This window comes from Thauera sp. SDU_THAU2 (assembly GCF_038260575.1).
In the GTDB taxonomy this organism is placed as follows: Bacteria; Pseudomonadota; Gammaproteobacteria; order Burkholderiales; family Rhodocyclaceae; genus Thauera.
On record NZ_JBBWUN010000003.1, the window covers coordinates 4,167,169 to 4,179,143 of the forward strand.

General features: G+C 67.2%; 11 protein-coding genes. 9 read left to right on the top strand and 2 right to left on the bottom strand.

The genetic code is table 11. From position 1 onward, the window contains the following. The first annotated feature begins 88 nt into the window (after positions 1-88). Positions 89-565, top strand: coding sequence for a cytochrome P460 family protein (locus tag AAFL97_RS21205; protein ID WP_341646620.1), 477 nt, complete (start codon positions 89-91; stop codon positions 563-565). Between the two features lie 66 nt (positions 566-631). Here AAFL97_RS21205 and AAFL97_RS21210 read toward each other — a convergent pair whose 3' ends face one another. Further along, positions 632-1,624, bottom strand: coding sequence for a GlxA family transcriptional regulator (locus AAFL97_RS21210; RefSeq protein ID WP_341646621.1), 993 nt, complete (start codon positions 1,622-1,624; stop codon positions 632-634). Positions 1,625-1,795: 171 nt separating this feature from the next. Here AAFL97_RS21210 and AAFL97_RS21215 point away from each other — a divergent pair, with 171 nt between their 5' ends. Both AAFL97_RS21215 and AAFL97_RS21220 read left to right on the top strand, forming a co-directional pair. Then, complete coding sequence (locus tag AAFL97_RS21215) at positions 1,796-2,521, top strand: NAD(P)H-dependent oxidoreductase (RefSeq protein WP_341646622.1); 726 nt, start codon at positions 1,796-1,798, stop codon at positions 2,519-2,521. 19 nt (positions 2,522-2,540) lie between these two features. Next, positions 2,541-3,296 carry an enoyl-CoA hydratase gene (locus AAFL97_RS21220; RefSeq protein ID WP_341646623.1) on the top strand — a complete coding sequence of 252 codons (756 nt, stop codon included), beginning with the start codon at positions 2,541-2,543 and terminating at the stop codon, positions 3,294-3,296. A 65-nt stretch (positions 3,297-3,361) separates the two neighbouring features. On the opposite strand, the gene AAFL97_RS21225 is transcribed toward AAFL97_RS21220, so the two are convergent. Further along, positions 3,362-4,066, bottom strand: coding sequence for an SDR family NAD(P)-dependent oxidoreductase (locus AAFL97_RS21225; protein WP_341646624.1), 705 nt, complete (start codon positions 4,064-4,066; stop codon positions 3,362-3,364). Between the two features lie 248 nt (positions 4,067-4,314). Here AAFL97_RS21225 and AAFL97_RS21230 point away from each other — a divergent pair, with 248 nt between their 5' ends. From AAFL97_RS21230 to fdhE, 6 genes are all read left to right on the top strand, one after another. After that, positions 4,315-5,061 (top strand): helix-turn-helix transcriptional regulator, encoded by a 747-nt coding sequence (locus AAFL97_RS21230; RefSeq protein WP_341646625.1) that lies wholly within the window; start codon positions 4,315-4,317, stop codon positions 5,059-5,061. 82 nt (positions 5,062-5,143) lie between these two features. Next, positions 5,144-6,094 (top strand): DMT family transporter, encoded by a 951-nt coding sequence (locus AAFL97_RS21235; protein ID WP_341646626.1) that lies wholly within the window; start codon positions 5,144-5,146, stop codon positions 6,092-6,094. A 156-nt stretch (positions 6,095-6,250) separates the two neighbouring features. Then, entirely contained in the window at positions 6,251-9,307 is a 3,057-nt protein-coding gene (fdnG, locus tag AAFL97_RS21240; protein ID WP_341646627.1) for a formate dehydrogenase-N subunit alpha, read from the top strand. A gap of 10 nt (positions 9,308-9,317) precedes the next feature. Further along, positions 9,318-10,205, top strand: coding sequence for a formate dehydrogenase subunit beta (gene fdxH / locus AAFL97_RS21245; RefSeq protein ID WP_341646628.1), 888 nt, complete (start codon positions 9,318-9,320; stop codon positions 10,203-10,205). Further along, positions 10,202-10,825, top strand: coding sequence for a formate dehydrogenase subunit gamma (locus AAFL97_RS21250; protein WP_341646629.1), 624 nt, complete (start codon positions 10,202-10,204; stop codon positions 10,823-10,825). Before fdxH ends, AAFL97_RS21250 begins: the two co-directional genes overlap by 4 nt. Positions 10,826-10,902: 77 nt before the next feature. After that, positions 10,903-11,850: a formate dehydrogenase accessory protein FdhE gene (gene fdhE / locus AAFL97_RS21255; protein ID WP_341646630.1), complete on the top strand. Its 948-nt coding sequence runs from the start codon at positions 10,903-10,905 to the stop codon at positions 11,848-11,850. The last annotated feature ends 125 nt before the right edge of the window (positions 11,851-11,975 follow it).

An 11,975-nucleotide genomic window follows, 5' to 3' on the forward strand; every position in this document is an offset into this window, starting at 1 on the left:
GTAGGCTGAAGCCGGGCATGACCCATGAGAACGCGGGCTCCGGCCCATCGCCGGACCCGTTCCCGAAACGAGATCAGGAGGCGACGAAATGTTCAGGACACTGGCAATTGCCATCACCCTCGGCGGCGCAGGCACCGCGCTGGCCGCGCAGGACACCAGCCGGATTCCCTTCCCGGAAGGCTACCGCGACTGGCACCACCATCATTCGACCGTCAACCTCGACGGGCACGAGCCGGCAGGCAACGTCGGCATCCAGCACGTCTATGTCGATGCCGCCGCACGGGAGGGTTTGAAGACCGGCAAGTTCGCCAAGGGCGCCACCTTCGCCGTGGACCGCTTCGCCTATTCCGCGGACGACAACCACTCGCTGTCCCAGGCCGCGCGCAAGGTCGTCGCCGTGATGGTCAAGGACGACGAGCGCTACCCCGAAACGGGCGGCTGGGGCTTCCAGGCCTTCAAGGGCGGCGACCCGAACGCCAGGGCGGTGACGGACGGCGGCATCCAGTGCTTCTCCTGTCACATTCCGCTGGCGGACAACGACTATCTGTTCACCCGCGGACAATAAGCCGGCTGATCCGGCTTGCAGGAGACGAACGGCGACTTGGCATGCCCCGTGCACGGCCTCCGACCGTCAAGGCGCTGAATCGAACCGGAAGCGGCTTCGATACGTGCCGGGGCTCATGCCGACGCGCTGGCGGAAGAGCCGCGCGAACGAACTGGTATCGGTGTAGCCGACCTGGCCGGCGATCGCGTCCATGCCCTGGTCGCCGGTTTCCAGCAGCCTGCGGGCAGCCTCGAGCCGGAGATCCTGCAGGTAGCTCAGCGGCGTCTGTTCCAGCGCGGCCTTGAAGCGCCGGATCAGCGTGCGGTCGCTGACCGCCAGCGCCGCGGCGAGCTCGGAGATCCGCAGCTCCCGCGCCATGTTGCGCTGTAGCCAGTGCTGCGCACGCAGTACCAGCGAATCCGCGTGCGTCCGCTCCGCCAGCAGCGGCAGGTAGGGGACCTGGCTGGTCTGGCTGACGTCGATCAACAGGCTCCTGGCCGTCTGCGCGGCAACGGCCGGTCCGGCAAAGCGTTCGACAACGCGGATCGCCTGCAGCAGGTAGGAGGCCGAAGCGCCCGCGCAGACCATCCGCTCCGACTCGGTGACCACCGAGCGCAACTGCAGCGCCACCTCCGGATAGCGGGCGCGGAACTGACGCTCCAGCCACCAGGTCGTCGTCGCCGTCCTGCCGTCGAGCAGCCCCGTCTGCGCCAGCACGAACGTACCGGTGCAGTTGGCGGCGATCCACGCCCCGGCTCGCCACTGCGCGGCCAGCCAGGCGCAGGCCTCGGCCTGGCGCTCGAGCAGGCGGTCGAATCGCGCACGGCCCTCGTAATGCAGGCCGGGGATGAAGACGAGATCGTAGCGCTCGCCCGGCTCCAGCTTGTGCACCTGCAGTTGCAGGCCGTTGCTCGCGGTGACGGGCCTGTCCGAAAAGGCCACGAAGCGCCAGCCGAACTGCACGGCATCGGCGCCCTGCTGCCGTCGCAGATGCGCGTTCGCGACCTGCAGGATGTCGGCAAAGCCGCCGGCGCTGGAGGCATGACACTGTTCGAGCACGAGGATCGCGGCGTGGATCATGGCAATGGCGGAATTCGCACATGGATAGTCGTTTTTGCCACTCTACACCGCAGGCCCGGATTCCTAAACTGCCTGCATCCGCAAATGCTTCAACCGAAGCGGCTGCCAACAGGAAGACGCGCCCGGCCGGCAGCGACGGGGGCGCGGCCTGCCGAACACGAGGGCCCATCCATGAAAGTTTTCATCGTCCACGCCCATCCCGAGCCGCAGTCCTTCTGCACCGCGATGAAGTCCGCCGCGGTCGAGGCCTTCGAGCAGCAGGGCCACCAAGTCCAGGTCTCGGACCTGTATGCCATGGGTTTCCAGCCGGTGGCCTCGACGGCCGACTTCGGCGAGCGCGCCGATCCCGGCTACTGCGTCTACGCGCTCGAACAGCGCCACGGCGTGCAGACCGGCACGCTCAGCGCCGACATCCGTGCGGAACTCGACAAGCTGCTGTGGAGCGATCTCGTCGTGTTCGTCTTTCCCATCTTCTGGTATTCGACACCGGCCATCCTCAAGGGCTGGATCGACCGGGTGTTCGTCTCGGGCCAGGTCTACGGCGGCAAGCGCTTCTACGACCGCGGCGGCCTGGCCGGGCGCCGCGCGCTCGTCGGTCTCACGCTGGGCGGCCAGGAGCACATGTTCGAAGCACAAGGCATCCACGGGCCGATCGAGGACATGCTGAAGCATTTCCTGCAGGGCACGCTGGCCTATGCCGGACTGCAGGTGCTGCCTCCTTTCGTCGGCTGGCACATTCCCTATCTCTCCGGCGAAGCGCGAAACCAGGTCATGGACGCCTGGAAGAATCGCATCCGCTCGCTCGACGGCGACGTCCCGCTCGAGTTTCCGCGCCTGGCCGACTACGACGACAAGCTCCGTCCGCTGATTGCGAACGCTGCTACCATCGGCCGATGATCCCGTCAGGAGAACATGGATGATCGAGTGCTCCCGCCAGCATGGCGTCCAGGTCATCGAGCTGAACCGGCCGGAGAAGAAGAACGCCTTCACCGGGGCGATGTACGACCAGCTGCGTGAAGCGCTGGTCGCGGCGGACGCGGATGCCGCCGTGTCGGTGATCCTGCTCACCGGCAAAGGCGACGCCTTCTCGGCGGGAAACGATCTCCAGGACTTCCTGGAGTACCCCCCGGACAGCGTGGATGCGCCGCCCTTCCATTTCCTGAATGCGCTCGTCCAGGTGAAAAAGCCGATTGTCGCCGCGGTCAATGGACTCGCGGTCGGCGTCGGCGCGACGATGCTGTTCCACTGCGACCTGGTCTATGCGCAGGACAGCGCCCGCTTCTCGTTTCCCTTCGTCGCCCTCGGCCTGATCCCCGAAGGCGCGTCCAGCCTGCTGCTGCCGCGGCTCGCCGGCCATCAGCGCGCCTCCGAGGCCCTGCTGTTCGGCGACCCGCTGTCCGCCGGCGAAGCCCGGGAAATCGGCCTGGTCAATCGGGTCGTCAGCGAGCAGCCGGTGCTGGACTTCGCGCTGGCACAGGCGCTGCGCCTGAGCCGGCTGCCCGCCGGCTCCGTGCTGCAGACCAAGGCCTTGCTCAGGAATACCGACGAAGTGCTGGCCCGCATCAAGCGAGAAGCCGACGCCTTCGTGGTCCGGACGAAGGGGCCTGCAGCCCGCGAGGCCTTCGCGGCCTTCCTCGAAAAGCGCAAGCCGGACTTCTCCGGCCTGGACTGAGCCACTGAGGGCGGGCTGCCGGGCCCCATCCAGCCCCGGCCGGCCGCCACACGCCATCGCCCTCCTTACCAGGGGATCGGCTTGTCCTGGTAATCGACGAATATCGTGCCGCGCTCACCCTGGTGCCGGGCAATGGTGTCGGCCAGCCCCTTCGCGCTTTCTTCCACGCTGATCGCCGCATCCGGACCGCCCATGTCGGTGCGCACCCAGCCCGGCATCAAGGCCAGCACGCTGCGCTCGCCGCCGGCACGGGCGGTGTAGCTGCGCAGCAGCATGTTCAGCGCGGCCTTGCTGGCGCGGTACAGCTCGGAACCGCCTTCGGCGTTGCCGGCGATGCTGCCCAGCCCCGACGACATCGCAGCGATGCTGCCCTGGGGCCTGACCAGCGCGGCCAGTGCTTCGATGACGCGCAAGGGGCTCAGGGCATTGGTCACCATCAGGCGCACGAATTCCGCGGTGCCGACTTCGCCGATGGGCAGCCGGGGGCTGTCGATCACGCCGGCATTGACGAGCAGGACGTCCAGCGAAACGCCCTGCAGGCGCGCCGCCAGGGCAGCGATCTGGTCGGGCTGGTCGATGTCGATCGCTTCGACGCGCAATGCGCCTGCTGACGCCTGCGCCACGCGGCCGAGCGCGGAGCCGGGAGAGGGCTTGCGCTCGGTGGCGATGACCTGCCATCCCCGGGACAGGTATTCGCGCACCAGGCCGAGGCCGATGCCTCTCGATGCGCCGATGATGAGAATGGAAGGGGCGGATGCGGTCTGGGTCATGATGAACGGCTCCTTTCGGATCAAACGACTCGTGCCGCGACGCGGAATTTGCGCCGGCCGCGGCCAGGCCGCACATGTTAGGCGCTGTTCCCGATCGAGGAAACGTGCGGACGCCGGGCATCGACGGCTCCGGGGGACATCTTCGATAGCGGACGCCAGCGCTGCACGGTTGTCCACAGCCCGGCAGACGATACATACTGCAGCCGCCATCCCGATGCGCGCCTGCCCCATTCGGGACGCCGCCAGCAATGAGCCAGAACGAACCCGACACCCCGCCGCCAGCAATCTCGATCCGCAGCTACGGTACGGACGGCCACGCCCATGCCCATGCCCATGATTTCGCCCAACTCGTGCTGCCGCTTGCCGGCTCGCTCGACATCGAGCTCGAAGGGCAGGGCGCGCGGCTCGATCGGACGCGGGCGGCCTACGTGCCGACGGGAACGCGCCATGCGCAGGAAGGCCGCCAGCCGAACCGCTTCCTGGTGGTCGACCTCCCCGACGCACAGGCGGTGGATAGCCTTGCGGCACGCCGTTTCGTCACCGTCACACCGGCCGCGGCGCATCTGATCGACTACATGGGCGCTGCGCTGGAAGGCGGCGCGCCGGCCCGAAACACGGCGCTGTGGACGCCGCTGCTGCTCGACGCGCTCGCCGAAGCACCGCCGCGGCCGGTTTCCCGCCTCGCCGGGCTGCTCGCCGCCATGGGCACCGAGCACGCGCTCGGCTGGACGGTCGCCGACATGGCGGCGCAGGCCAGGCTGAGCACCAGCCGCCTGCATGCGGTGTTCCGCGAGGAGCTCGGCACCACGCCGCATGCCTGGCTGGCCGAGCGCCGGCTGGAACAGGTGCTGCGCTGGCTGGCGACGACCGAACTGCCGATCGCCGAAATCGCCCTGCGCGCCGGCTTTTCCGACCAGAGCGCGCTGACCCGCGCAGTGCGCAAGGCCTGCGGCATGACGCCGGCGGCCTATCGGCGGAAAGCCGCAGGAGCCTGAGCCCAAAACCCGGCAGCTTTCGACAAGACCCGCCCGGCGCGGATGCCTAGCCTGTCGCCTTCACCAGACGAGGAAGACAGACATGCCGGGCGGTTCGCAAACCACGATCGGAATCCTCTGCGGCGCCGGCGCCGGTGCCTTGTGGGGCCTGGTGTTCCTGGCGCCCGAGCTGGTCAGCGACTTCAGCCCGCTGCACCTGACCTTCGGCCGCTACCTGTTCTACGGCCTGCTGTCCGCCGCGCTGCTCGCGCCGCGGCGGCGCATCGTGCTGCCGGGGCTGACTCGGCGCGAATGGATCGGCGTCGGCAGCCTGGCGCTGGTCGGCAACATTGCCTACTACGCGCTGCTGTCCACCGCGGTGCAGCTCGGCGGCATCGCCATGACTTCGCTCGTCATCGGCTTCCTGCCGGTGGCGGTGACGATCATCGGCAGCCGCGACGCCGGTGCGGTGCCGCTGCGCAAGCTCACGCTCTCACTCGTTTTCTGCGCAGCGGGCGCATTGTGCATCGGCTGGCAGGCGCTGGCCGCACCGGCCTCGGGTTCCACCGAACGTCAGCTCGCCGGCCTGCTGTGCGCGCTGTGCGCGCTGGCGACGTGGACCTGGTTCGCCGTCGCCAACAGCCGCTGGCTGGCGCGGCTGCAAGGCATCACCGCCCACGACTGGAACCTGCTGACCGGCGTCGTCACCGGCGCGCTGACGCTTGCGCTGCTGCCGTTCGCCGCGCTGCTCGACAACTCGTCACACGCCACCACCGACTGGCTCCGGCTCGCCGGCGTCGCCGCCGGCCTGGCCTTGTTCGCCTCGATCGCCGGCAACGCGCTGTGGAACCGCATGAGCCGCCTGCTGCCGCTGACCCTGGTCGGTCAGATGATCCTGTTCGAGACGCTGTTCGCGCTGCTGTACGGATTCGCCTGGGAACAGCGGCTGCCGACGGCGCTGGAAATCGCCGCCTTCCTGCTGGTGTCGATGAGCGTGGTGTCCTGCATCGCCACCCACCGGCGGCCCGGAGAGACCGCCGGACAGCACGGCTAGCGCCGGTAAAACCAATGGCATCAGGCCGGCCGCGCCGCCCGGATCACCCTCCTTCCACTAGGGTAAACCTATGCCTTACATTTCATATGGTTTTATGTTTCCATTGGCCGTAGCTGTGCAACACAGCCCTGCAAACCAACGAAGACGGAGGGAGCCATGAACGTCTCGAGACGCGGATTCTTCAAGGTCTGCGCGGCGGGCATGACGGGTTCGAGCTTGGCCACGATGGGTTTCGCACCCACCGCGGCACTGGCCGAAGTTCGTCAGTACAAGCTCGCGCACGCCACCGAAACACGCAGCATCTGTCCATACTGTTCCGTATCCTGTGGAACCCTGGTCTACTCGATGGGCGACAAGTCGAAGAACGCCAAGGCGCGGATCTTCCACATCGAGGGCGACCCGGACAACCCGGTCAACCGGGGCAGCCTCTGTCCGAAGGGCGCCGGCCTGCTGGACATGGTCCACAGCCCGCTGCGCCTGACCCACCCCGAAGTGCGTGAACCCGGCAGCAACGAGTGGAAGCGCATTTCCTGGGACGAAGCCTTCGACCGCATCGCCAGGCACATGAAGGCCGACCGCGATGCCAACTTCATCGAGAAGAATGACGCCGGCCTGACGGTGAACCGCTGGAACACCTTCGGTTTCCTCGCCAGTTCCGCCGCTTCCAACGAACCGGGATACCTCACCCACAAGATCCTGCGCGGCCTTGGCGCGGTTGCATTCGACACCCAGGCACGCATCTGACACGCTCCCACGGTAGCCAGTCTGGCTCCGACCTTCGGGCGTGGTTCGATGACCAACCACTGGGTCGACATCAAGAATGCCGACCTCGTCCTGATCATGGGTGGCAACGCCGCCGAAGCCCACATCTGCGGCTTCAAATGGGTGCAGGAAGCGAAGCAGGGCCGCAAGGCCAGGCTGGTCGTCGTCGACCCCCGCTTCACCCGCTCCGCGGCCGTGTCGGACTATTACGCGCCGATCCGCGCGGGCTCGGACATCGCCTTCCTGTCGGGCGTCATCCACTACCTGCTGGAAAACGACAAGATCCAGCACGAGTACGTGAAGACGCACACCAATGCGCCCTTCCTGATCAACCCCGACTTCGGTTTCGAGGACGGCCTGTTCAGCGGCTACAACGCCGACAAGCGCAACTACGACAAGTCCACCTGGAGCTACCAGATGGGCGAGGACGGCTACGCCAGGGTCGATCCGACGCTGCAGGACCCGAACTGCGTCTTCCAGCTGATGAAGAAGCACTTCGCCCGCTACGACGCCGACACCGTCAGCCGCATCACCGGCACGCCGAAGGATGCCTTCCTGAAGGTCTGCGAGATGATCGCCGAATGCTCGGCGCCCAATCGCACGATGACCATCCTGTACGCACTGGGCTGGACACAGCACTCGGTGGGTTCGCAGAACATCCGCACGATGGCGATGATCCAGCTGCTGCTGGGCAACATGGGCATGGCCGGCGGCGGCATCAACGCACTGCGCGGCCACGCCAACGTGCAGGGCATCACCGACCAGTGCCTGTTCGGCGAAAGCCTGCCGGGCTACCTGCACGAGCCGACCGATGCCGAACCGACGCTTGAGAGCTTCGTCACCAAGCGCACGCCGAAGATGCTGCGCCCGGGGCAGATGAACTACTGGAGCAACTACTCCAAGTTCTTCGTCAGCCTGCTGAAGGCCTTCTACGGCCCCAACGCCACCGCGGAAAACAGCTTCGGCTACGACTGGCTGCCCAAGCAGGACACCGCCTACGACGTGCTGGCGATGTTCGAGCGCATGCACCAGGGCCGCATGAACGGCTTCGCCTGCCAGGGCTTCAACCCGCTGGCCTCGGTCGCCAACAAGGGCAAGGTCTCGGCCGCGCTGTCCAAGCTGAAGTACCTGGTGGTGATGGACCCGCTGGCCACCGACACGTCCGAGTTCTGGAAGAACCACGGCGAGTTGAACAAGGTCGATCCGGCGCAGATCCAGACCGAGGTGTTCCGCCTGCCGGCGGCGCTGTTCGCCGAGCACGAGGGCAGCTTCACCAACTCCAGCCGCGTCATCCAGTGGCACTGGAAGGCTGCCGACGGCCCGGGTGAAACGCGTGAGGACACCGAGATCCTCGGCCAGCTGTTCACCCGGCTGCGGGCGATGTACGCCAACGAAGGCGGCGCCTTCCCCGAGCAGTTGATGAAGCTGCACTGGCCCTACCGCATTCCCAGCCATCCGTCCGCGGAAGAGCTGGCGCGCGAGATCAGCGGCTATGCGGTCAGCGACCTGGCCGACGCCAGCGGCAACGTCACGGTCAAGGCCGGCGAACAGGTCGCGGGCTTCGCCGTGCTGCGCAACGACGGCTCCACCGCCTGCGGCAACTGGCTGTATTCGGGCATGTGGTCGCAGGCCGGCAACCTCACCGCACGGCGCGACAACAGCGACCCGACCGGCCTCGGCCAGTCGCTCAACTGGGGCTTCGCCTGGCCGGCCAACCGCCGCGTGCTGTACAACCGCGCCTCGTGCGACGCCAGCGGCAAGCCATGGGACCCGAGCCGCAACCTGATCCACTGGAACGGCAAGGCCTGGGGCGGCAACGACGTGCCCGACATGCGGCCCAACGCGGCACCGGAAGAGGGCGTCGGCGCCTTCATCATGACCGGCGAAGGCGTTGCCCGCCTGTTCGCGCCCGGCATGGTGGAAGGACCCTTCCCCGAGCACTACGAGCCGTTCGAGACGCCATTGGGCAAGAACCCGATGCATCCGGACGTGCCCGCGGTGGTCAGCAACCCGGCGGCACGGGTGTACAAGGGCGACATGGAAGTGTTCGGCAAGGCCGACGAATTCCCCTATGTCGCCACCACCTACCGCCTGGCCGAGCACTTCCACTTCTGGACCAAGACCTCGAAGATCAACGCGATCCTCCAGCCGGAGCACTTCGTCGAGATTTCCGAGGAACTGGCGGCCGAGAAGGGCATCCGCAAGGGCGACGTCGTCACCGTGCGCTCGAACCGCGGCCACATCAAGGCGGTGGCGGTGGTGACCAAGCGCATCCCGGTGCTGACGGTGGAGGGCCGCAAGGTCCATACGGTGGGCATCCCGCTGCACTACGGCTTCAAGGGTGAGACCAAACCGGGCTACATCACCAACACCCTGACGCCGTTCGTGGGCGACGCCAACAGCCAGACGCCGGAGTACAAGGCGTTCCTGGTGGACATCGAGAAGGCATAGGGGAGGCCCCATGGCACTGCAATCGCTAGACATCGCGCGGCGCTCGGCGACCACCACCGAGGCGCCCAAGGTGCGCGAAACCACCGAAGTCGCCAAGCTCATCGACGTGTCCGCCTGCATCGGCTGCAAGGCCTGCCAGGCGGCATGCATGGAGTGGAACGACATCCGCCCTGAAGTGGGCAACAACGTCGGCATCTACGACAACCCGCAGGATCTCGACGACAAGACGTGGACGCTGATGCGCTTCACCGAGGTCGAGGAGAACGGCAGGCTCGAATGGCTGATCCGCAAGGACGGCTGCATGCACTGCGCCGATCCCGGCTGCCTGAAGGCCTGTCCCTCGCCGGGCGCCATCATCCAGTACTCCAACGGCATCGTCGATTTCCACCAGGAGAACTGCGTCGGCTGCGGCTACTGCATCACCGGCTGTCCGTTCAACATCCCCCGGCTGTCGAAGACGGACAACAAGGCCTACAAGTGCTCGCTGTGCTCCGACCGCGTCGCGGTCGGCCAGGCACCCGCCTGTGCCAAGGCCTGTCCGACCGGCGCGATCAAGTTCGGCGCCAAGGAGGACATGGTGCATTACGCCGAGGCGCGCATCGACGACCTCAAGGATCGCGGCTACCAGAACGCCGGCCTCTACGATCCGCAAGGCGTCGGCGGCACCCACGTGATGTACGTGCTGCACCATGCCGACAAGCCGACGCTGTACGCCGACCTGCCGGAGAACCCGCAGATCAGCCCGACGGTGGCGCTGTGGAAGGGCGTCGCCAAGCCGCTCGCCCTGCTCGCGCTGGGCGCCACGGCCATCGGCAGCCTGTTCCATTACGTCATGAAGGGTCCGAACGAGGTCTCCAAGGAGCTCGAAGCGGAGATGGAAAAGGAGGACGCACAATGATCCGCAATCCGCGTGACCTGCAGCGTTACAACGCCTCCGAGCGCGCCAACCACTGGATCGTGGGCATCTGCTTCATCCTGCTCGCGCTGTCCGGCCTGGCCTTTTTCCACCCCGCGCTGTTCCCGCTGGTCAATCTGTTCGGCGGCGGCACCTGGGCGCGCATCCTGCACCCCTGGATCGGCGTGGTGATGGCGGTGTTCTTCATCATCATGTTCTTCCGCTTCGCCAGCCTGAACCTGATGGGCGGGAAGGACTGGGACTGGCTGTCCAAGGTCGGCAAGATGGTGGACGGCAACGATCACGACATGCCCGAGCAAGGCAAGTACAACGGCGGCCAGAAGCTGCTGTTCTGGCTGCTGACGCTGTGCATGGTGCTGATCACCGTCTCGGGCGTGGTGATGTGGCGCAGCCAGTTCGACTTCCCGACCGAGCTGGTGCGCATCGCCGTGGTGGTGCATGCCGCCGCCGCCGCGTTCATGATCGGCCTGATCTTCGTGCACGTGTATGCCGCGATCTGGACCCGCGGCACCATCCGCGCCATGCTCTACGGCACCGTGACGCGGGCCTGGGCCAAGCAGCACCACCGTGGCTGGTACCGCCAGATGACGGGCAAGGACTGATCGGTCCTGTCCCCGACCCACGGCGGGCGGTGTCCGGTCAAACCGGGCACCGCCCGCCGCGCCTTGTGAGGAAGCACATGAACCTGCCCCAAACCGCCGCCGGCGCCAATCTGCAGCAGGGCTCCGAAGCGCCCGCGGTGCTGCAGCCCGTGCCGGCCAGTGTCTTCGCCGACCGTGCCGCGCGTTTCGAACGCCTGGCCGACGGCCACGCCCTGGGCGACTGGCTCGCCTTTCTCGCCCGCCTGAGCCGCATCCAGCACGACCTGCTGAAAGCCCACCCGGCCGTACCCCTGCCGTCCGATGCCGCGCGCACGCAGGCGCGCGAACACGGCATGCCGGTGCTGCCGGCCAACGGCTGGCAGCGTGACCCGGTCTGGCGCAAGCACCTCGCCGCCCTCGCCGGCGGCCTGCAAGCCCATGCGCCCGAGGCGCTGCGCCCAGTGCTGGCCGGGCTGATCACGACCGACATCGCCGAACTGGAACGCCTGGCCGACGGCGTGCTGCGCACCGAATACGACCCGGCGCACAGCGCCCGCCTGCCCTTCATCGCCGCCGCGCTGCAGGTGTATTGGACCTGGATGGCCGCCCAGCCCGCGCTGGCCGGCCTGGCCCGGCTCGACGTGCCCGGCGTCTGCCCCTGCTGCGGCAGCCTGCCGGTCAGCAGCGTGATCCAGGCCGGCCAATACACCGGCGCGCGCTATCTGCACTGTTCACTGTGCAACACCGAATGGAACCTGGTGCGCGCCAACTGCACGAGCTGCGGCGAAACCGACAAGGTGTCCTACCGCGTGCTCGAAGCCGAGGGCAACACCACCCACGACACCGTGCGCGCCGAAGTCTGCGACGACTGCCACAGCTACCTGAAGCAGGTGCTGCGCGACAAGGACGCCAGCGCCGACCCGGTGGCCGACGATCTCGCCACATTGGCGCTGGACATCCTGGTCGATGAAGCCGGCTACCTGCGCAGCGGGCCGAATCCGCTGTTCATTCCGGGCGGCATCACCGAATCCCGGACGGACGGCTGAACACGGCAACGATGTTCGGGGCCGGCAATGCCGGCCCATCACGCTACAGCAGCACCGGCCGCCGGTGCGACCCGAGAAACCCGGAATCGACTACGCTTCAACCTTCGATAGACCTCGTTGCCCGG

What these genes read in the sequence shown, in the direction of transcription:
- fdhE (WP_341646630.1), top strand. Translation starts at nt 10,903, where the DNA reads ATGAACCTGCCCCAAACCGCCGCCGGCGCCAATCTGCAGCAGGGCTCC.
- AAFL97_RS21230 (WP_341646625.1), top strand. Translation starts at nt 4,315, where the DNA reads ATGAGCCAGAACGAACCCGACACCCCGCCGCCAGCAATCTCGATCCGC.
- AAFL97_RS21210 (WP_341646621.1), bottom strand. Translation starts at nt 1,624, where the DNA reads ATGATCCACGCCGCGATCCTCGTGCTCGAACAGTGTCATGCCTCCAGC.
- AAFL97_RS21235 (WP_341646626.1), top strand. Translation starts at nt 5,144, where the DNA reads ATGCCGGGCGGTTCGCAAACCACGATCGGAATCCTCTGCGGCGCCGGC.
- AAFL97_RS21225 (WP_341646624.1), bottom strand. Translation starts at nt 4,066, where the DNA reads ATGACCCAGACCGCATCCGCCCCTTCCATTCTCATCATCGGCGCATCG.
- AAFL97_RS21220 (WP_341646623.1), top strand. Translation starts at nt 2,541, where the DNA reads ATGATCGAGTGCTCCCGCCAGCATGGCGTCCAGGTCATCGAGCTGAAC.
- AAFL97_RS21205 (WP_341646620.1), top strand. Translation starts at nt 89, where the DNA reads ATGTTCAGGACACTGGCAATTGCCATCACCCTCGGCGGCGCAGGCACC.
- fdxH (WP_341646628.1), top strand. Translation starts at nt 9,318, where the DNA reads ATGGCACTGCAATCGCTAGACATCGCGCGGCGCTCGGCGACCACCACC.
- AAFL97_RS21250 (WP_341646629.1), top strand. Translation starts at nt 10,202, where the DNA reads ATGATCCGCAATCCGCGTGACCTGCAGCGTTACAACGCCTCCGAGCGC.
- AAFL97_RS21215 (WP_341646622.1), top strand. Translation starts at nt 1,796, where the DNA reads ATGAAAGTTTTCATCGTCCACGCCCATCCCGAGCCGCAGTCCTTCTGC.